Below are 23,728 nucleotides of genomic sequence, written 5' to 3'. Positions count from 1 at the left end.
AGCGGCTACTCGAACCGCACGGTCCCGCGGCCGGAAGGCGGCCGTCTGCCGCCGCCGTCGAGTGCGCGTGCGACAGCGATCCGGACGACGCCGGAGCTGTAGCCCTTGCGCATCAGGAAGCCGGACAGCCGGCGTTCCGCGGTGGCCCGGTCGAGGCCGCGCATCTGCGGCGCTCGCTTGTCGGCGAGTTCCTGCGCGCGGAGGAACTCGTCGTCCTCGTCGTCGGCGGCTTCGTCGAGTGCGGTGTCGATCGCCACCTGGTCGATCCCCCGGCGTCGGAGTTCGGTGACGACCCCCTGGCGGCCGAGGCCCTTGCGCGCGTGCAGCCGGTCGACCAGGTCGGTGGCGAGGGCGACGTCGTCCAGGAGCCCGACACGGGTCAACCGTTCGATCTCGTGCTCGACCACGTCGGGGTCGAGGTCCTGCTGCAGCAGCAGGGTCCGCATCTCGGACTCGCTCACGCCCTTGCGCCCGAGGGCACGGAGGCTGAGCCGTTCGGCGTCCGCGCGCTGTTCGTCGAGCGGACGGGGTGCGTCGGCCGGGTCGATCTCCTCGCCGCCGGCGATGGAGAACACCGACGCGGTGGTGGCGTCGGCGGTCTCGGAGTCGTAGCCGTCCTGCTCGGCCCGGGTCGAGCGCCCGCTGCCGTCACCGATCACGGGCGACACCCATGCTGCTGGGCCCCGGGCACCGTGCAGGGGCACCGGCGAATCGGCGTCGAAGGGTGCCGGGAACTCGTCCGGCCGAGCGTCGCCGGATTCGGGCAGTGCCCACCCGTCGACGTCTCGTGGTTCGTCCGGTGACACCGGCGGTGCGGGGATCGCGGGCGTCACCGGGGTCACGGGAGCGCGACGACGCGACCTCGCACCGAACAGGTCGGTGACCGGTGCGAGGCCGTCGTCGTCGTGGTCGGTGCTCACGCGCCCTTGCGCTCCGCGAGCTTCGGCGCGATCGACTCGACCGGAGCGTCCTCGGCCTTGGCGCCACCGACGCCGAGCTTGGCGAGGATCTTGCCTTCGATGTCGGCAGCGATCTCGGGGTTCTGGATCAGGAAGGAACGCGAGTTCTCCTTGCCCTGCCCGAGCTGGTCGCCGTCGTACGTGTACCAGGCGCCCGACTTCTTGACGATGCCGTGGTCGACACCGAAGTCGAGCAGCGAGCCTTCGCGCGAGATGCCGACGCCGTACAGGATGTCGAACTCGGCCTGCTTGAAGGGCGGCGCCATCTTGTTCTTGACGACCTTGACGCGCGTTCGGTTGCCCACCGCGTCGGTACCGCTCTTGAGTGTCTCGATGCGACGGATGTCGAGGCGGACGGACGCGTAGAACTTCAGCGCCTTACCGCCCGAGGTGGTCTCCGGCGAACCGAAGAACACGCCGATCTTCTCGCGCAGCTGGTTGATGAAGATCATCGTGGTCTGCGTCTGGTTCAGGCCACCGGCGAGCTTCCGCAGCGCCTGCGACATGAGGCGGGCCTGCAGACCGACGTGCGAGTCACCCATCTCGCCCTCGATCTCGGCACGGGGCACGAGGGCCGCGACGGAGTCGATGACGATGAGGTCGATGGAGCCGGAGCGGACCAGCATGTCCGCGATCTCGAGCGCCTGCTCGGCGGTGTCGGGCTGCGACACGAGCAGGGCGTCGATGTCGACACCGAGCTTCTTGGCGTACTCGGGGTCGAGCGCGTGCTCGGCGTCGATGAAGGCCGCGATGCCACCGGCGCGCTGGGCGTTGGCGATGGCGTGGATGGTGAGGGTCGTCTTACCCGACGACTCCGGGCCGTAGATCTCGACGATGCGGCCGCGGGGCAGGCCACCGATGCCGAGCGCTACGTCCAGCGCCACCGACCCGGTCTGGATGACGTTGACGGGGGCGCGTTCGTCCGAACCGAGGCGCATGATCGCACCCTTGCCGAACTGCCTGTCTATCTGTGCGAGTGCGGTCTCGAGGGCCTTTTCGCGGTCTGCCGGTGATGGCATGGGGTGCTCCTTCGTGCTCGTGTTCGGCCGCCTGTAGGCTGTCGCGTCCACGCCGGCCGATGGTGCAAGGCCGATGGTTCTGCGACAAGGCTTCGGGCTGTTCCCGATGTCCATCAACCTATGGCGAGCCACCGACATCACTGCCGACGGTCACGCGATCTGTGGATGGAGCATCCGGGCGACGCCGCTGTGGAGGAAGTTACCACCGATCGAACACGCGTTCGAGCAACACGCCGAACACAGTTTCGGGTGCCGGACCTGCAGGACCGCGCTCAGTCCTGGGGTTCGGCCAGGCCCTTGCCGTGCCGACGGTCCATCGGGACGTCCTGCGAGTCGCACAGTGCGTCCCACACCCGGCGGGCCTCGATGCCTGCGGCGAGGGCGTCCACGGCGGAGCGACCACCCAGCCCCTCGAGCACGACGTCACGGGTGACCACGGAACCGTAGGCCTCACCGAACACCTGGTCGACGGCTCGCCAGAACTCACTCACGCGCATCCGACCAGCCTAGGCGCGTGGTCGTGCGCCGGAACGCAGAACGCCCCCGCCGGGAAGGACCGGCGAGGGCGTTCGGTGCGGTGCGCTCAGCGCACCGCGAGGTCGTTGTCGAACTCGGCGACGAGGTCGTCCGGGAGCGTGTCGGGGACGGGGGTCAGCCCCTCGACGATCGCGAGGCGGTCGCCCACTTCGCGCATGATGGTCGAGATGGGCGTGTCCAGAGCATCCGCGACGGACGCGAGGATCTCCGAGCTGGCTTCCTTCTGCCCACGCTCGACCTCACTGAGGTACCCGAGCGCGACACTGGCCTTGGACGCGACCTGACGGAGGGTCCGGCCCTTCTGCAAGCGGAAGTCCCGGAGCACATCGCCGATTTCCTGACGAACGAGAACCATGAGAACTCCTCCTCTCTGTCGTCTCCGCGCCCGCTCGGTCCGGTGGAACGAGTTCGGGTTCAGCAACAATAGCGTTGCCGGTTGCAGCATGTTAGCCAGGCTGGCTGCCGTACTGCTGGAGATTTCGTGAGATGTAACCCAGTGGAAACGGGACCTATTCCCGGCCCCGGATCTCGGACGACATCCGTGCAAGGAGTTCGGAGACGGTGGCGTGACGGATTGCTCCCCGGTCACCGTCGAGGTGCAGCTCGAAGGCCTCGGCGCCCGCGGCGGAGGCGATCCCCACGTACACGGTGCCGACGGGCTTGCCGTCCTGCGGGTCCGGGCCGGCGACACCCGTCGTGCTGATCCCCCACGTTGCGGGCTCCCCGTCGACGGACAGCGCGATCCGGACACCGGCGGCCATCTGCCGGGCGACCTCCGGGTGCACGGCGCCCTCGGCCTCGAGCAGGTCCTCCGAGACCCCGAGCACGGAGTGCTTCACGGGCGTCGCGTACGCCACGACGCCACCGCGGACGACGGCGCTCGCCCCGGGCACGTCGACGAGGGTCGCGACGACGAGTCCGCCGGTCAGCGACTCCGCCACGGCGAGGGTCTCGCCCCGCGCCGTCAGTTCGGCGATGAGACCCGGTGCGACCGGCTCGACGGGCGCGGCCTCGGTCGAACGGTCGGGCCTGGTCATGCGGTGGTGCGGTTGTGCTTCCATGCCTGCCAGAGGTAGTCGATCCCGCTCAGGACCGTTGCCAGGAACGCGGCGGTCATGAGGATGCCGTTGACCCAGTGCGCCCAGTCACCGACCAGGTTCCACCACGGGAACAGCGCGGCCGTCAGCGCGACGGCCTGCAGCACGGTCTTGATCTTGCCTCCGCGGCTGGCCGGGATCACCCGGTCGGAGAGCACCGCGAACCGGAAGACCGTGATGCCGATCTCCCGCACCATGATCAGCACGGTCACGTACCAGGGCAGTTCATGCAGGATGGACAGCGCGACGAGCGCACCCCCGATGAGCACCTTGTCGGCGATCGGGTCGACGAGCTTGCCGAAGTCCGTGACCAGGTTCTGCCGACGGGCGATGATGCCGTCCGCGCTGTCCGTGACGATCGCCACGACGAAGACGACCGCGGCCCAGATGCGCAGGGGCCCGTCGTTCCCGGCGTCGGTGAGCAGCAGGACGAAGAACAGCGGCGCCATCAGGATGCGCACCACCGTGATGATGTTCGCGACGTTCGCGGTCGACGCCGGGCCGGGGCCCTTGCGCAAGAGCCGCCCGCGCCACGGGAACCGTGCGCCGTGCGTGGTGTTCGTGCTGTCCGAGGCGGTCATCGCCGTCACTCCCTGCCCGTCAGTCCCCACGCGTCCTCATCGGGCTCGTCGTGGACTTCATCGTACCCGCGGGTCATGTCCCCGACGGGGTCGGCACCGTACCGGTCACCGTCGCCGGACGGCGTCGGTGCCGGCGCTGCCGGAGCGGCCGCGGCGGGCGGCTCCTCGCCGCGGAGCTTCGCGAGCACCGCGGGCAACTGGTCGGCGGTCACCAGGACGTCGCGGGCCTTCGAGCCCTCGGACGGTCCGACGATGTCGCGCGACTCCATCAGGTCCATCAGGCGACCGGCCTTGGCGAAGCCGACGCGGAGCTTGCGCTGCAGCATCGACGTCGAACCGAACTGGGTCGACACGACCTGTTCGACGGCCGCGAGCAGCAGTTCGAGGTCGTCGCCGATGTCGGCGTCGATCTCCTTGCGCTCGACCACGGCCTGGACGTCCTGGCGGTACTCGGGCTGGGCCTGCCGCGTGACGTGCTGGACGACCTCGGCGACCTCGCCCTCCTGCACCCAGGCGCCCTGCACGCGGAGCGACTTCGACGAACCCATCGGCAGGAAGAGCGCGTCGCCCTGACCGATCAGCTTGTCGGCGCCGGGCTGGTCGAGGATGACGCGGGAGTCCGTGACGCTCGTCACCGCGAAGGCGATGCGCGACGGCACGTTCGCCTTGATCAGGCCGGTGATGACGTCGACCGAGGGCCGCTGCGTCGCGAGCACCAGGTGGATGCCGGCGGCGCGGGCGAGCTGGGTGATGCGGACGATCGATTCCTCGACGTCACGCGGTGCCACGAGCATCAGGTCGGCGAGCTCGTCGACGACCACCAGCAGGTACGGGTACGGCTTGAGCTTCCGCTCGCTGCCCGCCGGCAGGACGATCTCGTTGTTCTCGATCGCCTTGTTGAAGTCGTCGACGTGGCGGAACCCGAACGACGCCAGGTCGTCGTACCGCATGTCCATCTCCTTCACGACCCACTGCAGCGCTTCGGCTGCCTTCTTGGGGTTCGTGATGATGGGGGTGATGAGGTGCGGGACGCCGGCGTAGATCGAGAGCTCGACGCGCTTCGGGTCGACCAGGACCATGCGGACCTCGGACGGCTTCGCGCGCATCAGCAGCGACGTGATCATCGAGTTGATGAACACCGACTTGCCGGAACCGGTGGAGCCGGCGACGAGCAGGTGCGGCATCTTCGCCAGGTTCGCGACGACGAAGCCGCCCTCGACGTCCTTGCCGACGCCGATCGTCATCGGGTGCTTCGACTTGCGCGCGGCGTTCGAGCGCAGCACGTCGCCGAGCGAGACGATCTCGCGGTCGGTGTTCGGGATCTCGACGCCGATCGCGCTCTTGCCCGGGATCGGCGACAGGATGCGGACCTCGTTCGAGGCGACCGCGTACGACAGGTTCTTCGACAGGGCCGTGACGCGCTCGACCTTGACGCCCGGGCCGAGCTCGATCTCGTACCGGGTGACCGTCGGCCCGCGGGAGAACCCGGTGACCTTCGCGTCGACCTTGAACTCGGTGAGCACCCCGGTGATGGCGGCGACGATGTCGTCGTTCGCCTGGCTGCGCGCGACCGAGGGCGTGCCGGAGCTCAGGGTGGTGGCGGCCGGCAGTCGGTACGGCTTCGACGGGTCGTCGTCGGAACCGGCGGCGGCCGCGCTCAGCTCGGCGGCGGCGTCGATGTCCTCGGGCTCGTCGACGACCTCGGGCTCGGACAGCACCTCGGGCACCGCGGGACGGATGTCGGCGGTCGGCTGCGGGCGCGCGGGGACGTCGGTGCCGAACGCGCGCAGGGCCTGCTCGGCGTCCTGCAGGTCCTGCTCGACGGAGTCGTTGAGGTTGACCGACGCGGGCTCGGCCGGCGTGAGGTCGACGAGCCCTGCGGCGGCCCCGGCGTTCGGGCTCACGACGGGAGCAGCGGGCGCGACGGCAGTGGCAGCGGGCGCGACACCGGTGGCCGGCGGGAGCACCGGGCTGTCGTACGCCGGGTCCTCTTCGCGTCCGGACTTGTTGCGGCGCCACCACGGCACGTTGTCGCCGCCGGCGTCGGCGTCGGCAGCGGCCTGCTCGTCACCGAACCCGAGGTCGTCGAACAGCTGGAAGTCGGCGTCGCCCTTCTTGCCGCGCTTCGAGGTGCGAGTGCGGGCGGCGGGCGCTGCCACGGCGGCGGCGGTGTCCGCGTCCGGCTCGGCAGCGGGCGCCGGGGCACCGAACAGGTAGGCGTAGAGCTCGTGCAGCCGGCGACCGAGCTTGTTCGGCGGCGTCTTGGTGATGATGAAGAGCGAGAGCACGAGCAGCACGATCGCCACGGGCACGGCCACCCACGCGGTCGCGATCGTGACGAGCCAGCCGATGACCACCCAGCCGAGCACCCCACCGGCGGCAGCGAGCGCGGGCATGCCGTCGGCCGCGCTCGGTCGGCCGCCGAAGACGTGGCAGAGCGAGGCGATGGAGACGATCAGGATGCCCAGACCGATGCCGATCCGGGTGTTGTCGTGCACCGAGGCCGGGTGCCGGAACAGCCACCCGGCGAACACGATCATGATGACCGGCAGGGCGAATGCCAGGCGGCCGAACAGCCCGCCGAACGTGTAGGCGTCGAGTGCGACGGAGACGCTGTTGGTCGGGTTGAGCCACTCGACGACCCCACCGGCGATGGCCAGCAGGAACAGCAGGAACGGGAACCCGTCGCGCCGCTGGTCCTTCTCGAGGGTCTCCTTGCCGAGCAGCCGGAACATCGCGCCGACGCCGTGCGCCATCGCGAGCCAGAAGGTCACGAGCGGGTTCTGCTCGCGGAACACCGGCGTGGGTGCGGCCTGCGGCAGCTTCTTCGTCGTGGCCTGGGTGCGCGACGAACCGCGCGTCCCGTTGCCACGGGACGACGTGGACGCGCGCGAGCGCGTGGTCGACTTGGTGCCTCCGGCCATGGGCAGAACCCTAACGCCCGCTCAGGACAAACGCAGGAAGGCCCGCCGCAGCGTCCGTGACGGACGCTGGACGGGCCTCCAGGGTGGGGACGGAGGCTAGGCCTCGATGACCACCGGGACGATCATCGGACGACGACGGTGCTTCGTGTTCACCCAACGACCGACCGTGCGACGGACGACCTGCGCGAAGGCGTGCGAGTCGCGCGTGCCGTTGGCTGCGGCCTCGGAGATCGCCTTGGCGATCTGCGGGCGCACGTCGTCGAAGACGGAGTCGTCCTCGGCGAAGCCGCGCGACTGGATCTCCGGGCCGATCACGCACTGCCCGGTGGTGAAGTCCACCGCGCAGAAGACCGAGATGAAGCCTTCTTCGGCCAGGACACGGCGGTCCTTCAGGTCGGCGTCGGTGATCTCGCCGACGGTGGAGCCGTCGACGTAGACGTAGCCGATGTCGAGCTGGCCGGCGACCGTCGCGACGCCGTCCTTCAGGTCGACGACGATGCCGTCCTGCCCGAGGATGACGTTGCGCGGCGGGACGCCCGTCTGGATCGCCAGGTCGGCGTTCGCGTACAGGTGACGGTGCTCGCCGTGGACGGGGAGCACGTTGCGCGGCCGCAGGATGTTGTAGCAGTAGAGCAGTTCGCCGGCCGAGGCGTGTCCGGAGACGTGCACCTTGGCGTTGCCCTTGTGCACGACCTTCGCGCCGAGCTTGGTCAGCCCGTCGATCACGCGGTACACGGCGTTCTCGTTGCCCGGGATGAGCGACGACGCGAGGATGACGGTGTCGCCCTCGCCGATCTCGATCTGGTGCTCGAGGTTCGCCATGCGGGCCAGGACGGCCATCGGCTCACCCTGCGACCCGGTCGACATGTAGACGATCTGGTCGTCGGGGACGTTCTTCGCCTTCTTCGTGTCGATGAGCACGTTCTCCGGCACCCGCAGGTACCCGAGGTCGGCGGCGATCGTCATGTTGCGGATCATCGAGCGGCCCATGAACGCGACCTTGCGGTTCGCGGCCGCGGCGGCGTCGAGGACCTGCTGCACGCGGTGCACGTGTGACGAGAAGCTCGCCACGACGACCTTCTTGCGGGCGCGCATGATGATGTTCTCGAGCACCGGGCCGATGTCGCGCTCCGGAGCGGTGAAGCCCGGCACGTCGGCGTTCGTGGAGTCCGGCAGGAACAGGTCGACGCCGGCCTCGCCCAGACGGGCGAACGCGCGGAGGTCGGTGATCCGGTCGTCCAGCGGGAGCTGGTCCATCTTGAAGTCACCCGTGTGCAGGACACGACCGGCGGGGGTCGTGATCGCGACGGCGAGGGCGTCCGGGATGGAGTGGTTCACGGCGACGAACTCGAGGTGGAACGGGCCGATCTGCTCGGTCTGGTCCTCGGCCACGACGAGCGTGTACGGCTTGATCCGGTGTTCCTTGAGCTTCGCCTCGACGAGCGCGAGGGTCAGCGTGGAGCCGATCAGCGGGATGTCGTCGCGGAGCTTCAGGAGGTACGGGACGGCACCGATGTGGTCTTCGTGGCCGTGCGTGAGCACGACACCGAGGACGTCGTCGAGGCGGTCACGGATCGGCGTGAAGTCCGGCAGGATCAGGTCGACACCGGGCTGGTGCTCCTCGGGGAACAGCACGCCGGCGTCGACGATGAGCAGCTTGCCCTCGTACTCGTAGACGGTCATGTTGCGACCGATCTCGCCGAGGCCCCCGATGGGGATCACGCGGAGGGTGCCGTTCTCGAGCGGCTGCGGTGTGGAGACTTGTGTGGGCATTCGGTCCTACGGATTCGGGCGACGTGCGTGCTGCGCGCCGCGGTGTTCGCTAGCGGGTGGTGCCTGGCACCTTCGGTAGTGCACCGCCGGCCGCCGCGTTGCGGTCGGGGCGGAAGTTCGAGAAGTCGGCGCCGGGCACGTCGCGCACGGCTTCGAGTGAGGTCTCGATGGCGTACGCCTCGGAGTCCTCGGGGCCGACGAGCGGCAGTCGGACGCGCGGGCTGCCGATGCGGCCGAGCCCGTGCAGGATGTACTTGGCGGCCACGGTACCGGGAACGTGCGTCATCACGGCGCGGACGAGCGGCTCGAGTCGCTTGTGCTCGGCCGTCGCGGTGGCCAGGTCGCCCCGGTTCACGGCGTCGACGATGGTGCGGTACGGCGCGCTCGTGATGTTCGCCGTCACGCCGATCAGGCCGGTGGCACCGATCGACAGGTGCGGGAGCACGTTCGTGTCGTCACCGGAGAAGTACATGAGGTCGGTGTTGTTCAGCACGCGCGAGACCTCGGCGAAGTCGCCCTTGGCGTCCTTCACGGCGAGGATGTTCGGGTGCTTCGACGCGCGAAGGATCGTGTCGTAGGTGATCGGGATGCCGGTGCGGCCCGGGATGTCGTACAGGATCACCGGCAGGTCGGTGGCGTCCGCGATCATCCGGAAGTGGGTGAGGACACCCGACTGTGTCGGCTTGTTGTAGTACGGCGTGACGATCATCACGCCGTCCGCGCCGGCCTTCTCGCTCTGCTTGTACAGGTGGATGGCGTGCGCGGTCTCGTTCGAGCCACCACCCGTGATGATCTTCGCGCGGCCGGCGGCCACGGACTTGCCGACCTCGACCAGCCGGAGCTTCTCCGGGTCGGTGAGCGTCGACGTCTCGCCGGTCGTGCCGGTGACGACGATGCCGTCGGCGCCGGCGGTGATGCAGTCGTCGATGTGCTGCTCGACGCCGGGCCAGTCGACCTCACCGTCGGCCGTGAACGGGGTCACGAGGGCGACGAGGACCTGACCGAAGGGATTCTCACGCGGGGACACGGGCACCAGCGTACCGGGGATGCGCGCGGAGGCCGCCGTCCGTGTGGACGGTCGCCTGCCTGCGGCGCGGCCGGGAGGCCCGGATCACGTCCGTCCCGCCGGTCACGCCCGGCGCGTGGGGGCGCTCAGGCGCGGCGCTGCCACTCCAGGAACCGGTAGCGGGTGCCGCCGTTGCGGGACTCCTGCCACGGGCCCTCGTCGGTGAGCGTCCAACCGGCAGTCTCGTCGAGCGTCGGTGCGACGGTGTCGCCGGGGACGTCGACGTCGATCACGGTCTCGGAGACGACATCGGCACGGTCGAGCGCCGCGGCGTAGACCTGGCCGCCGCCGACGACCCAGACGGTCTCGTCGGTGCCGTCGTCGCCTTCGAGCGCGGCCTGCAGGTCGTGCACCACCTCGGCACCGTCGGCGGTCCACGTCGTGTCACGGGTGAGCACCACGTTGCGCCGACCGGGCAGGGGCCGGAACCGCTCGGGCAGGGACTCCCACGTGCGCCGCCCCATGAGCACGGTCGCGTCCCCGGTGACCCGCTTGAAGTGCGCCAGGTCCTCGGGCACGTGCCAGGGCATGCCCCCGTCGGCACCGATGACGCCGGTGGTCGAGCGGGCCCAGACCATGCCGATCATCAGACGGCGACCGCGGCCTTGATCGCCGGGTGGTGCTCGTAGCCGACGACGGTGAAGTCCTCGTACTCGTAGTCGTCGATCGAGTCGCGCGGGGCGAGCTCGAGCGTCGGCATCGGGTACGCCGTGCGGGACAGCTGCTCCTCGACCTGTTCGACGTGGTTGTCGTAGACGTGGCAGTCGCCGCCGGTCCAGACGAAGTCACCGACCTCGAGCCCGGTCTGCGCCGCGATCATGTGGGTCAGCAGCGCGTACGAGGCGATGTTGAACGGGACGCCGAGGAACATGTCGGCGCTCCGCTGGTAGAGCTGGCACGAGAGCTTGCCGTCGTTCACGTAGAACTGGAAGAACGCGTGGCACGGGGCGAGCGCCATGTCCGGCACGTCGGCGACGTTCCACGCCGAGACGATGAGCCGACGGCTGTCCGGGTTCGTCCTGATCTGCTCGATGACCTGGGCGATCTGGTCGACGTGCTCACCCGAGGGGGTGGGCCAGGATCGCCACTGCACGCCGTACACCGGGCCGAGGTCGCCGTCGGCGTCCGCCCACTCGTTCCATATCCGGACACCGTGCTCCTGCAGCCAGGTCGCGTTGCCCTCGCCGCGCAGGAACCAGAGGAGCTCGTACGCGACCGACTTGAAGTGCACGCGCTTCGTGGTGACGAGCGGGAAGCCCTTCGACAGGTCGTAGCGGAGCTGTGCACCGAACAGGCTGCGGGTCCCCGTGCCGGTGCGGTCGCCCTTCGGCGAGCCCTCGGTCAGGACCCGGCGGAGCAGGTCCTCGTAGGGGGTCGGGACGGAAGCGTCGGGCTGTACGGTCTCGCTGTCGGTCACACACAGAAGCCTACGTCGGTGTGAGTAGCGTTGCCGGTATGCCCGACACGACGGAACAACCGCTCTCGATCCTGGTGGCCGGCTCGTCCGGCTTCATCGGGACCCCACTCGTCCGCGCCCTGCGCGAGGCGGGGCACCACGTCACCACGCTCGTGCGCCGGGAAGCCCGCACCGCGACCGAGTTCCGCTGGGCACCGGGGCGACGTCCGCTCGACCCGGCGATCCTCGACGGCGCCGACGTCGTGATCAACCTGGCCGGCGCGAACATCGGCAAGCTGCCGTGGACCGACGCGTACCGCAAGGAGATCCGCAGCTCACGCATCGACGCCACCGACACCCTGGTCGAGGCGATGCGGCACGCGACCACTCCCCCGGCGCTGTTCCTGTCGGGCTCGGCCTCGGGCGTGTACGGCGACCGTCCGGCCGACGTGCTGCCCGACGACGCCGCCCCGGGCACGGGGTTCCTCGCCGACGTCTGCACCGCGTGGGAGTCGGCCGCGAACGCCGCCCCCGCGGGGGTCCGGGTCATCACGCTCCGGACCGGCATCGTGATCGGCAAGGGCGGCGGCGCGCTCGCACCCCTCGTCCCGCTGACCAAGCTCGGCGTCGGCAGCCGACTCGGCACCGGCGGCCAGCACTGGCCCTGGATCGCCCTCGAGGACGAGGTCGGCGCGATCGTGCACCTGGCGACCGCGGCGCCGGACGTCTCCGGCCCGGTCAACCTGGCGGGCCCGGAGCCGGTCGTCGCCGACCGCATCACGAAGCACGTCGCCGAGGTGCTGCACCGCCCCTACCTGTTCCGGATCCCCGAGTTCGCCCTGCGCCTGGCGCTGCGGGACGCCGCGGACGACATGCTCCTGTCGAGCCAGCGGATGGTCCCCACGAAGTTGCTCGAGTCCGGCTACACGTTCCGGTACACGCAGGCTGCGGACGCGATCGACGCCGTCTTCTGATCGGACGGCAGACCGGGGGTCAGCGGTCGGCGGCGCGCGCCAGGGCGGTGCGCATCGCCGACCGTGCACGTTTGCGGTCGCCCGCGGCGTCGTAGACCACACCGAGCCGGTACCAGGCACGCCAGTCGGCCGGGTCCTGCTCGACCGCGTCGCGGTACCGCGGGAACAGCTCGTCGGCGGCGTCGCGGATCGGACGACCCGACGGCCGCACGGGGACGACGTCGTCCGGTGTGCCGCCCTCGGCCTCGAGCCGTGCGCCGAGCCGCGTGATGCGGATGCCGAAGCGGAACTCCAGGACGAGCAGGAGCGCGCCGATCGCGGCGACGACGAACAGTGCGACACCGATGCCGATGCCGATCGGGATGCCGGTGGCGATGAAGGCCACAGCACGCTGTCCGACGAGAACGATGTACAGGGCGAGCAGCACCGCCATCAGTGCTGCACCCCAGAACGGCGAGCGGATCGTGCGTCCGGCCCGCTCCATGCGACCCACGGCCCTCAGCCGATGCCGAGGACGCTGCCGAGGCCCACGGTGAGCCCCCGCGCCGACACCACGTTCGCGAGCGCCGCACGGATGCCCGCCACGTAGGCGACGTCGTCGTTGGTGTCGTGCCGGATCGTCAGTGTCTCGCCGGGGCCGCTCAGCAGGACGTCCTGCACGGCCTTCACCCCGGGCAGCCGGAGCGAGTGGATGGGCACACTGGCGACCTGCTGACCACGGGCGCGCTGGTCGACGTGTGGAGCGTCCACCGGCCCGACATCGCGCCGGGCGTCGGCCATCAGCTCCGCCGTGCGCACCGCGGTGCCCGAGGGTGAGTCGATCTTGCCGGCGTGGTGGGTCTCGACGATCTCGGCAGCCGGGAACCACGGCGCCGCGATCGTCGCCAGGTGGGTGCCGAGCACCGAGCCGATCGAGAAGTTCGGGACGACGAGCACCCCCTGCTCCGGGCGTTCCTGCAGCCCGGTGCGGAGCTTCGCGAGGCGGTCGAGCGACCAGCCGGAGGTACCGACGAGCACGTTCGCGCCGCTCGACAGCGCGTTCTCCACGATCGCGGGGCTGAGCGACGGCACCGTCACGTCGACCACCAGGGCCGCGCCGCCGAAGACGGACGGGGGTGCCTGGTGGGCGCCGTCCTTCGAGGACAGACGGGCGACGAGCTCGAACTCCGGGAGTTCCTCGACGACGGCGGCCACGAGGCCCCCGAGACGACCGGTGGCGCCGACGACGGCGACGGGAGTGACCATGCGGTCCATCCTAGGATCGACGCATGTCAGTCGAGGTCAGGACCGTGCCGGCCGATCTGCCCGAGGTCGACGTCCTGCTCGACGCGTACCTGGACGAGCGCGAGGCGACGTTCCCGAGCGCGCAGGGCACCTACGCACGGAAGCGCACCCCCGCGGCCGAGTTCACGCCGCCGAACGGTGTCTTCGCACTGGCGGACGACGACGGCGTCGCGATCGGGTGCGGGGGGCTCCGGCGGATCGCGGACGGGGTGGACGCAGCCGGCGCCGTCGACGTCCGGTTCGAGGTCAAGCACGTCTTCGTGACACCGGCCGGGCGCGGCAAGGGGGTCGCGACGGCCGTGATGGACCTGCTCGAGCGGGCCGGTGCCGACCTCGGCGCGACGAGCATCGTCCTCGACACGAACGACTCACTCGTCGCCGCGGCCGCCCTGTACCGCAGCCGCGGCTACGTTCGCGTCGAGCCGTTCAACGACAACCCGAACGCGACCGCCTGGTACCGCAAGGCGGTGGCCCCGACCCGGACGGGCCGCGGGCCGGACGCCTGAGCCGCCACGGGCCTCCCGGCCGCGCCACCGCGAACCGGACCGGCGGCCGCTAGACGGGCTGGTCGACCGGCAGCCCGGTGCGCAGCTCCACCGGCAGGTGGGCCAGGTCGTTCAGCGTGACGACCTCGGCCGGCTTCGCCGAGCGGATCCGGATGATCGTGAGCGCGGTGTGCGCGACGTTGGTGCCCATCCAGCGCCACTCGGGCGCCTGGAACGCTTCACGGACGAACCAGCCGATCACGGCGTTGTGCGTGATGAGCAGGTCGTGCCGGTCTTCGCGCGCCGGGGTGAACCACTCCGACACGGCGTCGCCCATCTGGGCTTGTCCGGCGACGATCTCCTCTTCGGTGATGCCGCCGTACCAGCCCTGGTAGGCGTGCGGCATGTCCGGCGTCGGGCCCGAGGGGATGCAGTCGAACAGCAGCGTCGAGGGTTCCGGCTGGATCGACGGCAGTCGCTGCGACAGGAACGCGGCGGTCTCGCTCGGGGCCTCGAGCGGCGAGTGGTACACGCCGTCGAATGGCACGCCGCCGAGACGGTCGGCGACCAGGGTCGCCTGACGCTTGCCGCGTTCGGAGAGCTTGCCGTCCCGCAGGCCGTGTTCGGCGTCCTGGTGTTCGCCGTGGCGGACGAGGTACAGGTAGTGCGACATGTCCGTGCTCAGCTGCCGATCCCGATGGCCGCGGCGAGTTCGTCCTGCTGCACGGCGCCGACCACCGAGGTGATCGTCGGCCGGGTGAGCAGGTCGCGCGCGAGTTCGAGCACGCCGCCGGTGGTGACGCCGTCCACGCGTTCGAGCGCGGTCGACAGGTCGGTGTACTCCCCCGTGCCGAGCTCGGAACGGCCGAGACGCGTCATGCGTGCGTCGGAGTCTTCGAGCGAGAGCGTCAGCGCACCCTCGATCTGCCCCTTCGCCCGTCGCAGTTCGTCGTCGGTGATCCCGAGGTCGACCATCCGGCGGAACTCCGCGTCGACGATGTCGACGACACCGGCGACGTTGTCCGGCGCGCAGCCGGCGTAGACGCCGAAGGCACCGTTGTCCAGGTAGGCGGGAGCGAACGACGACACCGCGTAGGCCAGACCGCGGCGCTCGCGGACCTCTTGGAACAGGCGCGAGCTCATGCCGCCGCCGAGCACGGCGTTCAGGACGCTGAGCGAGGGCCGGCGGTCGTCGCGCAGGTCGAGACCCTGCGAGCCGCGGAGCATGCTGACCTGCTCGGTCGGGCGGTGCACCACGGACAGCTTCGGCTCGACCGGGTCGGCAACCGTCTGGGGCGTGCGGCGCGGCAGCGGCGCGGCGTCGGGAGCGTCGTGGAAGACGCCGGCGACGAGCTCGCAGAACCGGTCGTGGTCGACGGCACCGGCGGCGGTGACGACGATGCCGTTGGGCGCGTAGTGCTCGCGGTAGTGCGCCAGCACCTCGTCGCGCTGGACCGCACGGATGCTGTCCGGGGTGCCGCCGATCGGACGGCCGAGGGGGTGCCCGCCGAACGCCGCGGCGAAGAACGCTTCGCCCGCGACGTCGGCCGGGTCGTCGGCGGCCATCGCGAGTTCTTCGAGGATGACACCGCGCTCCACGGCGAAGGCCTCGTGCTCGAGCACCGACCCGGTGACCATGTCACCGATGACGTTCACGGCCATCGGGACGTCGGTGTCCCGGACCCGTGCGTAGTAGCAGGTGTACTCCTTGGCCGTCGCGGCGTTGTGCTCACCGCCGACCGAGTCGAACGCGATGGCGATGTCGAGCGCCGACCGCGTCTCGGTGCCCTTGAAGAGCAGGTGTTCGAGGAAGTGCGTCGAGCCGAACTGACCGTCGCGCTCGTCACGTGAACCGACGCCGACCCAGAACCCGATGCTCGTCGACGCGGCGCCCGGCACCGCCTCGGTGAGCACACGGACGCCCGACGGCAACACGGTGCGACGGACGAAGGCCCCACCGGACGTCAGGAACGACGTGTCCGGGGCCCCGAGCGGCAGTGGCACTGGCTGGTTCATCGCAGACGAGCCTACTGATCCGCCGACGCGTGCCGCCCAGTTTCCCGGTCCGGGCCACGTGCCACTCGAAGTGGGGTACAGTAAGTGAGGACAGACCGACTCGTCTGTCTGTCCTCCTTGTGCTACAGTTGGCCACGCCGGATCGAAAGCCCCCCTAAGTTCCGATCCGGCGGCTCGGGACATCAGTCCTGCGCGACCACCGAGTCCCCCCACTCCGGTCGCGGAGCCGATGAGTCCGAGGAGTACACGCTGTGACGGTCGATTCCCCCCAACCGGCCGTCCAGCGTCTCCCCGGCCCGAGCACGAACCTCGCGTCGCCGGACGGGTCGAGCGTCCCCCCGACTCCCCGCTCCGGCGGCGCGAAGGTCCGTGTCCTCGAGACCGCCACGCGGCTCTTCTACGAAGAGGGCATCCACAGCGTCGGCGTCGACCGCCTCATCTCCGAGGCGAGCGTCACGAAGGCGACGTTCTACAAGCACTACGGGTCGAAGGACAACCTGATCCTCGCCTACATCCGGACCCAGCACGAGCGCGTGCAGGAGCGGATGGAGCAGCTCATCACCGACGCCGGCTCCCCCGAGCGGGCTGTCCGAGCGTGGGTCGCCGCGCTGGCCGACGACGTCAACGACCCGGCCTTCCGCGGCTGTGCGTTCCTGCACGCCGCCGCCGAGTACCACGACCCGCGCGACCCGGTCCGCCAGGTCGTCGCCGTGCACCGCGACTGGTACACCGAGCGCCTCGCGACCCTGCTGCACGACGCCGGGCACCCCCTGCCCGGTGACGGCGCCGACGAGCTCATGCTCGCGCGTGACGGTGCGATGGCCGGGGCCTACGCCGGCGACGCGATCGCTGCCACCGCGGCGCTGAACCGCGTGGTCGACCGGGTGCTCGCGGTCTGACACCCGACTCGTCGCCAGCGCTGTCGCTGTCGGCTGTCACTGTCGCTTTCGCGAAAGCGACAGATCACCGCGAACAGTTCGCGGCGATCTGTCGGCTTCGCGGCACGGACGCACCCGCGCGGCGCAGATCTGTCGCTTCCGCAGCGCGGTCGAGGCGACCGCGGGGCGGACGGGAGGCCCGTGGCGGCCCCGCACCGCGCCTCCAGGCCGTCTGTGCGAACTCCCACAGCCCCACGCGCGTCCCGAGCGCAGGCCCGGCCGGCGGGTGTTGGCTGGGGGCATGGCCAACGACCCCAACTGGAACCTGCCCGATGTCCCGTCCTTCACCCTGACGAGCCCCGACTTCGCCGACGGCGGTGCGCTGCCCACCTCGGCGCGCGGCTCCGACGCCGGTGGCGAGGACCGCTCCCCCGCGCTCGAGTGGTCGGACGCACCCGAGGGCACGAAGAGCTTCGTCCTGACCGTGTACGACCCCGACGCCCCGACCGGCTCCGGCTTCTGGCACTGGAGCCTGACCGACATCCCGGGCTCGGCGACCTCGCTCCCCGCCGGTGCCGGCACCGACGACGCCCTGCTGCCCGCCGAGGCCCTCCGCCGCCGCAACGAGTTCGGCACGGACACGTTCCTCGGCGCTGCACCGCCCGCGGGTCACGGCGCGCACCGGTACTTCTTCACGCTGAGTGCCCTCGACGTCCCCGTGCTCGAGGCGCCGGCCGACGCGACCCCCGCGGTCGTCGGCTTCATGCTCCGTGGGCACCTGCTCGGTCGCGCGCAGCTCATGGGCACGCAGGAGACCCCCGCCGCCTGACGGGTACGCGCACCGCGCACCGCGCCGCGAGCTTTCGCGCCCACCGCACGCACGCCCCGCAACGGCGAACGGCCGCCGCCCCGGAAGGGACGGCGGCCGTTCGTGCGTCAGGCCGCGAGAGAGGATCAGCCCTCGGCCGGGTCCTCGGCGTGGGCGCGGACCGTCTCGGCCGAGGTGGAGTCACCCTCGGTCTCGTCGGCGACGACCGGCGCGAGCGACAGCTTGCCGCGGTCGTCCACCTTGGTGACCTCGACCAGGACCTTCTGGCCGACGCCGAGCACGTCTTCGACGTTCTCCACACGCTTGCCACCGGCGAGCTTGCGCACCTCGGAGACGTGGAGCAGACCGTCACGGCCCGGGAGCAGCGACACGAAGGCGCCGAAGGTGGCGATCTTCACGACGGTGCCGAGGAACTGGTCCCCGATCTCCGGGTTGGTCGGGTTCGCGATCGCGTTGACCTGGGCACGAGCGGCCTCGGCCGACGGACCGTCGACGGCGCCGATGTAGACGGTGCCGTTGTCCTCGATCGAGATGTCGGCACCGGTGGTGTCCTGGATCCCGTTGATCGTCTTGCCCTTCGGGCCGATCAGCTCGCCGATCTTGTCGACGGGGATCTGCACCGAGATCACGCGAGGAGCGGTGTCCGCCATCTCGTCGGGGGCGTCGATCGCCTCGTTCAGCACACCGAGGATGGCCGAGCGGGCCTCCTTGGCCTGCTTGAGCGCCGCGTCGAGCACCGTCGACGGGATGCCGTCGAGCTTGGTGTCGAGCTGGATCGCGGTGACGAACTCCGAGGTACCGGCGACCTTGAAGTCCATGTCGCCGAGCGCGTCTTCGGCACCGAGGATGTCGGTCAGGGCCGCGTAGCGGGTCTGGCCGTCGACGGTGTCGGAGACCAGGCCCATCGCGATGCCGGCGACCGGGGCCTTGAGGGGCACACCGGCGTTGAGCAGCGACAGGGTCGAGGCGCAGACGGAACCCATCGAGGTCGAGCCGTTGGAGCTGAGCGCCTCGGAGACCTGACGGATGGCGTAGGGGAACTCGTCACGCGACGGCAGCACCGGCACGAGTGCGCGCTCGGCGAGGAAGCCGTGCCCGATTTCGCGACGCTTCGGCGAACCCACACGGCCGGTCTCACCGGTCGAGTAGGGCGGGAAGTTGTAGTGGTGCAGGTAGCGCTTCTTCGTGACGGGCGACAGCGAGTCGATCTGCTGCTCCATCTTGAGCATGTTCAGCGTGGTGACGCCGAGGATCTGCGTCTCGCCGCGCTGGAAGATCGCCGAACCGTGGACGCGCGGGATCACGGCGACCTCGGCGTCGAGCGGACGGATGTCGGCGAGGCCGCGGCCGTCCATGCGGATCTGCTCGGTCAGGATGCGGCCGCGGACGACCTTCTTCGTGACCGACTTGTAGGCCGCGCTGACCTGCGAGTTGGCGACCTCGGGCAGCTCACCCGCGGACACCTTCGACGCGATGGCCTCCTTGACGCGCGACTTGAGCGCGTCGTCGGCGTCCTGGCGCTCGGTCTTGGCGGCGATCTTGTAGACGTCACCGAGCTCGGAGAGCGCGAGGGCTTCAACGGCCGAGTAGACCTCGGGCGCGTACGGCGGGAAGACCGGGAAGTCCTGGATCTCCTTGGCCGACTGCGCGGCGAGCTTGGCCTGGGCGTCGACGAGGGACTTGAGGAACGGCTTGGCCGCCTCGAGACCCTGGGCGACGATGGCCTCGTCGGGCTTGGTGGCGCCGCCCTGGATGAGGTCCCAGGCGTGCTCGGTGGCTTCCGCCTCGACCATCATGATCGCGACGTCCTCGTTGCCCGCCTCGTCCGTGACGACACGGCCGGCGACGGTCAGGTCGAACACGGCGTCGGCGAGCTGCGAGGCCTTCGGGAACGCGACCCACTGGTCACCGATGAGCGCGAGGCGCACACCGGCGATCGGGCCGGAGAACGGCAGACCGGAGATCTGCGTCGACGCGGACGCGGCGTTGATGGCCAGCGCGTCGTAGAACTCGTCCGGAGCGATGCTCAGGACGGTGATGACGATCTGGACCTCGTTGCGCAGGCCGTCGACGAACGACGGACGCAGCGGCCGGTCGATCAGACGGCAGACGAGGATGGCCTCGGTCGACGGACGGCCTTCGCGACGGAAGAACGAACCGGGGATCTTGCCGGCGGCGTAGGAACGCTCCTCGACGTCGACGGTCAGCGGGAAGAAGTCGAATCCTTCACGCGGGTGCTTGCCGGCGCTGGTGGCCGAGAGGAGCATCGTTTCCTCGTCCAGGTACGCGGCGACCGCGCCCTGGGCCTGCTGAGCGAGCCGACCGGTCTCGAACCGGACGGTGCGCTTGCCGTACTTGCCGTTGTCGATGACGGCTTCGGCGAACTTGATCTCGGGACCCTCCAAAAGGGCGCCTCCTTGATGTGTTTCCGGCAGGCCGTGGCGACGGCACTCGATGGTGCGTGCGCGCCGATCGTTCCGGACGCATGTCTGGCCAGCAGTAGAAGCACTCGGGAAACCGTTCCGGCCCGCGAGCCACCACCGATGACCAGCTCCGTGCCCGGCCTGCGCAGTGTTGTGTGTGACGTCCGGGGAATGAGTCCTCGGACACGATGGACTTTACCAGTCCTCAGGCTGTCGGCGGCGCGGCTCGCTGGACTCCTGGTGAACATCGGTAGCCTGCCGACATGCGTCTCACCCCCTCACGGGGCGTGCTCGTCGCGGCCGCCGTGGTCGTCGGCGCGCTCGTCGCCCCGACCCTGACCGCTGTGCCCGCCAACGCCACCGAGTACCCCACCTGGCAGGACGTCCAGCGCGCCAAGGGCAACGAGACCGCGAAGCGGGCCGAGGTGCAGAAGGTGCAGGCCGCGCTGCAGTCGGCGCAGGACGAAGCGGCCGCGAAGTCGCAGGCCGCCCTGGTGGCCTCGTCGAAGGCGGACGCGGCCGAGACGGAGCTGGCGTCGGCCACCCAGGCCGCCACGAGCCTCCAGGCCCAGGCGCAGCACGCGAGCCAGACGGCGGAGCGGGCCCAGCAGCGGGCCGGCCAGCTGGCCGCGAACCTGTACCGCGACGGCAGCACGAACCAGATGACCACCCGGATCGCGACCGCGAAGAACCCGGACCAGCTGCTCTACCAGCTCGGTGCGCTCGACCAGCTCTCTGAGACCTGGTCCGGCGTGATGGACGACGCGTCCGTCGCTGCCGGCACCGCCTCGTCGCTGCACGAGCAGGCCGAGCGGGCCGAGACGGAACGCGCGACGCGTGCGCAGGCAGCCGAGGAACGATCGGCCGCGGCGAAGTCGGCGGAACAGGTGGCGGACGCCGCCGTCGAGTCGACGGAGCACCACAGCGACGAGCTGTACGCGCAGCTCGCGTCGCTCAAGGACAGCACCGCGAAGCAGGAAGCCGGGTACGAGCTCGGCCAGCGGGTCGCCGCACAGAAGGCGGAGCAGCAGCGCAAGCGGGCAGCAGCGGCGGCGGCCGAGGCAGCGAACACGCCGACCCCCGGCAGCAGTGGCGGCAGCGCCCCCGGCGGCGGTTCCGGCACGTCGTACCCGAGCACCGGCGGCGTCGTCGTCGACCCGGCCGGCGCCCAGGCCTACGCGCGCGGGGCCCTGGCGTCCTACGGATGGGGCGACGACCAGTTCTCGTGCCTGGTGTCCCTGTGGACGCAGGAGTCCGGGTGGCGGGCGAACGCCCTGAACGCCTCGAGCGGCGCCTACGGCATCCCCCAGTCACTCCCTGCCGAGAAGATGGCGGTGGCCGGTGCCGATTGGCGGACGAACGCCGCGACGCAGATCAACTGGGGCCTCGCCTACATCAAGAGCGCCTACGGGTCGCCGTGCGGGGCGTGGGGGCACGAGATGAGTGTCAACCCGCACTGGTACTGATCGCCGGGCAGGTCGGTTGCAGCGCTGCTTGACGCCGTCGTCTTGCTGAGACGCCGCAGTCTCACTGAGACGCCGTCGTCTTGCTGAGACGCCGGCGAACGCACGAGACGCCGCCGGATTCGGCGGCGTCTCGCGGACACGACGGCGTCTCGGCACCTGTTCAGTGGCCGAGGCCGCCGAGCAGGCTCGCGAAGTCCGGGGTCGCGGGGAGCGCGTCGGTTTCCTGCGGCGCCCGCCTGGAGGCCCGGATCGCCCAGGCCAGGTCGGCTCCGGCCCGGCGGATGCGACCGTCCAGGGCGGCCGAGTCGCCGTCGGTCCCCCAGTCGTCGGTCGCGGCGAACACCCCGGTGGGGACGATCGCCGCGCGCAGGTACGCGAAGACGGGTCGCAGCGCGTGGTCGATCGCCAGGGAGTGCCGCGAGGTCCCGCCGGTGGCACCGAGCAGGACGGGCATGTCGGCCATCGAGTCCTTGTCGAGCACGTCGAGGAAGGACTTGGCGAGTCCACTGACGCCCGCGGTGAAGATCGGCGTGACGAACACGACGGCATCGGACTCGACCACGGCGGCCATGGCGGTGGAGAGTGCGGGTGTGGCGAACCCGGTCAGCATCGCGTCAGTGATCTCGTGCGCGAGCGGCCGGAGCTCCACGTGCACGACGTGTGCGGGGGTGCCCTCGGCGACGAGCGAGGACACGGCCGCCTCGCCCAGACGGTCGGCGAGCAGGCGTGTGGAGCTGGGCTCGGAGAGTCCGGCGGAGACGACGGCGATGGTGGTCATGATGCTTCCCGACTTTCGATGCGTTTGCATGAACATAGCATCCAACCGAGCTCCCCTCGCAACCATTCCCGTCGTCCGACCGGCGGCCGATCGGTCACGACTCCCCGCGCGCTGACCGCCGATCGGTCACGAAGTGTCGAGTCAGACCGCGGGATACGACGAGTCGTGACCGCGGGACGAGCGCGGGCGACGTGTCGTGACCGGTCCGAGCGGGAGCGCCGACGGAGCGGACCCCGGCGCGCGACGCCCGCCCCGGGAACGAAGAACACCCCGGTCCTCGTGGAGAGGACCGGGGCGTTCGGTCAAGCGTGTGTCCGGTCGACTAGCGACGCAGGCCGAGGCGCTCGATGAGCGTGCGGTAGCGGGCGATGTCGACGTCGGAGAGGTAGCCGAGGAGACGGCGACGCTGACCGACCATGAGCAGCAGGCCACGACGCGAGTGGTGGTCGTGCTTGTGCTCCTTGAGGTGCTCGTTCAGGTCGTTGATACGACGCGTCAGAACGGCGACCTGGACCTCGGGGGATCCGGTGTCGCCCGGGTGGGTCGCGTACTCTTCGATGATCTCCTGCTTGACCTGTGCGTCAAGTGCCATGGTGATCCCCTTCCTGTCCGTTGCGCGGTGCCCGTGCCTGATGCACGAGCGCTCTTTGTCCGCGGCCGTTCGACGGCAACCGCCCAAGACTACCAGAGTCCTACGCGGTCCTGGGCTGCAGGCGACGTCGGCGCCGACGGTCCGGCAACAGGCTGCGGACGAGTCCGACCAGGGTCGCGCCGAGCAGCCCGCCGAGGCCGTTCGACAGCACGTCGCGCGGGTCCGCGACGCGGTACGGCAGGTACGTGGCCTGGGCGAACTCGATGCCCGTGGACAGTGCCACCGCGACGAGCGCGCCGAGGATCCACCAGCGACGGGGCAGCCACAGCGCGGCGAGCATGCCGACCGGCACGAACATCGCGATGTTGGCGAGGAACTCGGTGCGCTCGTACGTGAACCAGGCACCGTGCGGCAGCTGCTGCACCCACGCGATCGCGTGCAGCACGAGCGAGTTCTGGGCCGAGGTGAAGACCTGCGGGGTCAGCGTCATCCGCCAGATCACCCAGGCGTAGCCCGCGGTCAGGGCGAGGAGGAGGAGTCGACGGAACATCCGCACAGTGTGCGGCACGGTCCTGCACGGGCGCTGGAGCGCTCCTGTCAGCGGGCGGTGCGACTCCTGGGCGATCGCGGCTCGGCCCTGGTCAGGACTCC

Annotated in this window: 24 protein-coding genes; 5 read left to right on the top strand and 19 right to left on the bottom strand. The window is 70.4% G+C overall.

The genetic code is table 11. The features are described from left to right. Window positions 1-5 precede the first annotated feature (5 nt). From BOSE127_RS14555 to BOSE127_RS14505, 11 genes are all read right to left on the bottom strand, one after another. Window positions 6-920, bottom strand: a complete 915-nt coding sequence (locus BOSE127_RS14555) for a regulatory protein RecX (RefSeq protein ID WP_052481723.1) — start codon at window positions 918-920, stop codon at window positions 6-8. Further along, window positions 917-1,978, bottom strand: coding sequence for a recombinase RecA (gene recA / locus BOSE127_RS14550; RefSeq protein WP_027464767.1), 1,062 nt, complete (start codon window positions 1,976-1,978; stop codon window positions 917-919). Before recA ends, BOSE127_RS14555 begins: the two co-directional genes overlap by 4 nt. A gap of 272 nt (window positions 1,979-2,250) precedes the next feature. Next, window positions 2,251-2,475, bottom strand: a complete 225-nt coding sequence (locus BOSE127_RS14545) for a DUF3046 domain-containing protein (protein WP_071405602.1) — start codon at window positions 2,473-2,475, stop codon at window positions 2,251-2,253. A gap of 86 nt (window positions 2,476-2,561) precedes the next feature. Further along, complete coding sequence (locus BOSE127_RS14540; protein ID WP_027464765.1) at window positions 2,562-2,870, bottom strand: helix-turn-helix domain-containing protein; 309 nt, start codon at window positions 2,868-2,870, stop codon at window positions 2,562-2,564. 154 nt (window positions 2,871-3,024) lie between these two features. Continuing rightward, window positions 3,025-3,552, bottom strand: coding sequence for a CinA family protein (locus BOSE127_RS14535; protein WP_159145874.1), 528 nt, complete (start codon window positions 3,550-3,552; stop codon window positions 3,025-3,027). Continuing rightward, window positions 3,549-4,193 carry a CDP-diacylglycerol--glycerol-3-phosphate 3-phosphatidyltransferase gene (gene pgsA, locus BOSE127_RS14530; protein ID WP_042538583.1) on the bottom strand — a complete coding sequence of 215 codons (645 nt, stop codon included), beginning with the start codon at window positions 4,191-4,193 and terminating at the stop codon, window positions 3,549-3,551. Before pgsA ends, BOSE127_RS14535 begins: the two co-directional genes overlap by 4 nt. Before the next feature lie 5 nt (window positions 4,194-4,198). Further along, complete coding sequence (locus BOSE127_RS14525) at window positions 4,199-7,117, bottom strand: FtsK/SpoIIIE family DNA translocase (RefSeq protein ID WP_159557763.1); 2,919 nt, start codon at window positions 7,115-7,117, stop codon at window positions 4,199-4,201. 96 nt (window positions 7,118-7,213) lie between these two features. After that, complete coding sequence (locus BOSE127_RS14520; RefSeq protein ID WP_017885920.1) at window positions 7,214-8,890, bottom strand: ribonuclease J; 1,677 nt, start codon at window positions 8,888-8,890, stop codon at window positions 7,214-7,216. Between the two features lie 49 nt (window positions 8,891-8,939). Then, window positions 8,940-9,917 (bottom strand): 4-hydroxy-tetrahydrodipicolinate synthase, encoded by a 978-nt coding sequence (dapA, locus tag BOSE127_RS14515; protein WP_017885921.1) that lies wholly within the window; start codon window positions 9,915-9,917, stop codon window positions 8,940-8,942. A 125-nt stretch (window positions 9,918-10,042) separates the two neighbouring features. After that, the gene (locus BOSE127_RS14510; RefSeq protein WP_071252357.1) at window positions 10,043-10,543 is read right to left on the bottom strand and encodes a dihydrofolate reductase; all 501 of its coding nucleotides are present in this window, start codon (window positions 10,541-10,543) and stop codon (window positions 10,043-10,045) included. Next, window positions 10,543-11,373: a thymidylate synthase gene (locus BOSE127_RS14505; protein ID WP_159557761.1), complete on the bottom strand. Its 831-nt coding sequence runs from the start codon at window positions 11,371-11,373 to the stop codon at window positions 10,543-10,545. Before BOSE127_RS14505 ends, BOSE127_RS14510 begins: the two co-directional genes overlap by 1 nt. 38 nt (window positions 11,374-11,411) lie before the next feature. Here BOSE127_RS14505 and BOSE127_RS14500 point away from each other — a divergent pair, with 38 nt between their 5' ends. Then, complete coding sequence (locus BOSE127_RS14500; RefSeq protein WP_042538449.1) at window positions 11,412-12,326, top strand: TIGR01777 family oxidoreductase; 915 nt, start codon at window positions 11,412-11,414, stop codon at window positions 12,324-12,326. A 19-nt stretch (window positions 12,327-12,345) separates the two neighbouring features. On the opposite strand, the gene BOSE127_RS14495 is transcribed toward BOSE127_RS14500, so the two are convergent. Beyond that, window positions 12,346-12,810, bottom strand: coding sequence for a tetratricopeptide repeat protein (locus BOSE127_RS14495; RefSeq protein WP_017885925.1), 465 nt, complete (start codon window positions 12,808-12,810; stop codon window positions 12,346-12,348). Between the two features lie 14 nt (window positions 12,811-12,824). Further along, on the bottom strand, window positions 12,825-13,571 hold the full coding sequence (locus BOSE127_RS14490; RefSeq protein WP_236559561.1) for a 4-hydroxy-tetrahydrodipicolinate reductase: 747 nt from the start codon (window positions 13,569-13,571) through the stop codon (window positions 12,825-12,827). A gap of 23 nt (window positions 13,572-13,594) precedes the next feature. On the opposite strand from BOSE127_RS14490, the gene BOSE127_RS14485 reads away from it, so the two are divergent. Further along, on the top strand, window positions 13,595-14,116 hold the full coding sequence (locus tag BOSE127_RS14485; RefSeq protein WP_159557757.1) for a GNAT family N-acetyltransferase: 522 nt from the start codon (window positions 13,595-13,597) through the stop codon (window positions 14,114-14,116). A 49-nt stretch (window positions 14,117-14,165) separates the two neighbouring features. Here BOSE127_RS14485 and BOSE127_RS14480 read toward each other — a convergent pair whose 3' ends face one another. Beyond that, window positions 14,166-14,768 carry a histidine phosphatase family protein gene (locus BOSE127_RS14480; protein WP_017885928.1) on the bottom strand — a complete coding sequence of 201 codons (603 nt, stop codon included), beginning with the start codon at window positions 14,766-14,768 and terminating at the stop codon, window positions 14,166-14,168. Window positions 14,769-14,776: 8 nt separating this feature from the next. Further along, window positions 14,777-16,111, bottom strand: coding sequence for a M16 family metallopeptidase (locus BOSE127_RS14475; RefSeq protein WP_159557755.1), 1,335 nt, complete (start codon window positions 16,109-16,111; stop codon window positions 14,777-14,779). Window positions 16,112-16,362: 251 nt separating this feature from the next. On the opposite strand from BOSE127_RS14475, the gene BOSE127_RS14470 reads away from it, so the two are divergent. Beyond that, window positions 16,363-17,010, top strand: coding sequence for a TetR/AcrR family transcriptional regulator (locus BOSE127_RS14470; protein WP_056071287.1), 648 nt, complete (start codon window positions 16,363-16,365; stop codon window positions 17,008-17,010). Between the two features lie 280 nt (window positions 17,011-17,290). Next, on the top strand, window positions 17,291-17,818 hold the full coding sequence (locus BOSE127_RS14465) for a YbhB/YbcL family Raf kinase inhibitor-like protein (protein ID WP_056071290.1): 528 nt from the start codon (window positions 17,291-17,293) through the stop codon (window positions 17,816-17,818). A 125-nt stretch (window positions 17,819-17,943) separates the two neighbouring features. Here the strand turns inward: BOSE127_RS14465 and BOSE127_RS14460 are convergent, their stop codons facing one another. Continuing rightward, a complete protein-coding gene (locus tag BOSE127_RS14460) occupies window positions 17,944-20,223 on the bottom strand; it encodes a polyribonucleotide nucleotidyltransferase (RefSeq protein WP_056071293.1) in 2,280 nt (759 codons plus the stop codon). 281 nt (window positions 20,224-20,504) lie between these two features. Between BOSE127_RS14460 and BOSE127_RS14455 the strand changes: the two genes are divergently transcribed. After that, a complete protein-coding gene (locus BOSE127_RS14455) occupies window positions 20,505-21,707 on the top strand; it encodes a hypothetical protein (RefSeq protein WP_159557753.1) in 1,203 nt (400 codons plus the stop codon). 160 nt (window positions 21,708-21,867) lie between these two features. Here the strand turns inward: BOSE127_RS14455 and BOSE127_RS14450 are convergent, their stop codons facing one another. The 3 genes from BOSE127_RS14450 to BOSE127_RS14440 all read right to left on the bottom strand — a co-directional run bounded on the left by BOSE127_RS14450 (window position 21,868) and on the right by BOSE127_RS14440 (window position 23,627). After that, window positions 21,868-22,485 carry a CE1759 family FMN reductase gene (locus tag BOSE127_RS14450; RefSeq protein WP_159557751.1) on the bottom strand — a complete coding sequence of 206 codons (618 nt, stop codon included), beginning with the start codon at window positions 22,483-22,485 and terminating at the stop codon, window positions 21,868-21,870. A 322-nt stretch (window positions 22,486-22,807) separates the two neighbouring features. After that, window positions 22,808-23,077: a 30S ribosomal protein S15 gene (gene rpsO / locus BOSE127_RS14445; protein ID WP_017885935.1), complete on the bottom strand. Its 270-nt coding sequence runs from the start codon at window positions 23,075-23,077 to the stop codon at window positions 22,808-22,810. 100 nt (window positions 23,078-23,177) lie between these two features. Further along, entirely contained in the window at window positions 23,178-23,627 is a 450-nt protein-coding gene (locus BOSE127_RS14440; protein WP_017885936.1) for a VanZ family protein, read from the bottom strand. Window positions 23,628-23,728: the final 101 nt, after the last annotated feature.

The organism is Curtobacterium sp. 8I-2, from assembly GCF_902506155.1.
Classification (GTDB): domain Bacteria; phylum Actinomycetota; class Actinomycetes; order Actinomycetales; family Microbacteriaceae; genus Curtobacterium; species Curtobacterium poinsettiae.
The sequence above is the reverse complement of the archived record's forward strand: the minus strand, read 5'-3'. Positions and strand labels throughout refer to the sequence as shown.

Excerpts from the sequence above, each read along its gene's own strand:
- recA (WP_027464767.1), bottom strand. The coding sequence starts at position 1,978 with ATGCCATCACCGGCAGACCGCGAAAAGGCCCTCGAGACCGCACTCGCA.
- BOSE127_RS14545 (WP_071405602.1), bottom strand. The coding sequence starts at position 2,475 with ATGCGCGTGAGTGAGTTCTGGCGAGCCGTCGACCAGGTGTTCGGTGAG.
- BOSE127_RS14540 (WP_027464765.1), bottom strand. The coding sequence starts at position 2,870 with ATGGTTCTCGTTCGTCAGGAAATCGGCGATGTGCTCCGGGACTTCCGC.
- BOSE127_RS14535 (WP_159145874.1), bottom strand. The coding sequence starts at position 3,552 with ATGACCAGGCCCGACCGTTCGACCGAGGCCGCGCCCGTCGAGCCGGTC.
- pgsA (WP_042538583.1), bottom strand. The coding sequence starts at position 4,193 with ATGACCGCCTCGGACAGCACGAACACCACGCACGGCGCACGGTTCCCG.
- BOSE127_RS14525 (WP_159557763.1), bottom strand. The coding sequence starts at position 7,117 with ATGGCCGGAGGCACCAAGTCGACCACGCGCTCGCGCGCGTCCACGTCG.
- BOSE127_RS14520 (WP_017885920.1), bottom strand. The coding sequence starts at position 8,890 with ATGCCCACACAAGTCTCCACACCGCAGCCGCTCGAGAACGGCACCCTC.
- BOSE127_RS14510 (WP_071252357.1), bottom strand. The coding sequence starts at position 10,543 with ATGATCGGCATGGTCTGGGCCCGCTCGACCACCGGCGTCATCGGTGCC.
- BOSE127_RS14500 (WP_042538449.1), top strand. The coding sequence starts at position 11,412 with ATGCCCGACACGACGGAACAACCGCTCTCGATCCTGGTGGCCGGCTCG.
- BOSE127_RS14495 (WP_017885925.1), bottom strand. The coding sequence starts at position 12,810 with ATGGAGCGGGCCGGACGCACGATCCGCTCGCCGTTCTGGGGTGCAGCA.
- BOSE127_RS14490 (WP_236559561.1), bottom strand. The coding sequence starts at position 13,571 with ATGGTCACTCCCGTCGCCGTCGTCGGCGCCACCGGTCGTCTCGGGGGC.
- BOSE127_RS14485 (WP_159557757.1), top strand. The coding sequence starts at position 13,595 with ATGTCAGTCGAGGTCAGGACCGTGCCGGCCGATCTGCCCGAGGTCGAC.
- BOSE127_RS14480 (WP_017885928.1), bottom strand. The coding sequence starts at position 14,768 with ATGTCGCACTACCTGTACCTCGTCCGCCACGGCGAACACCAGGACGCC.
- BOSE127_RS14475 (WP_159557755.1), bottom strand. The coding sequence starts at position 16,111 with ATGAACCAGCCAGTGCCACTGCCGCTCGGGGCCCCGGACACGTCGTTC.
- BOSE127_RS14465 (WP_056071290.1), top strand. The coding sequence starts at position 17,291 with ATGGCCAACGACCCCAACTGGAACCTGCCCGATGTCCCGTCCTTCACC.
- BOSE127_RS14455 (WP_159557753.1), top strand. The coding sequence starts at position 20,505 with ATGCGTCTCACCCCCTCACGGGGCGTGCTCGTCGCGGCCGCCGTGGTC.
- BOSE127_RS14450 (WP_159557751.1), bottom strand. The coding sequence starts at position 22,485 with ATGACCACCATCGCCGTCGTCTCCGCCGGACTCTCCGAGCCCAGCTCC.
- rpsO (WP_017885935.1), bottom strand. The coding sequence starts at position 23,077 with ATGGCACTTGACGCACAGGTCAAGCAGGAGATCATCGAAGAGTACGCG.
- BOSE127_RS14440 (WP_017885936.1), bottom strand. The coding sequence starts at position 23,627 with ATGTTCCGTCGACTCCTCCTCCTCGCCCTGACCGCGGGCTACGCCTGG.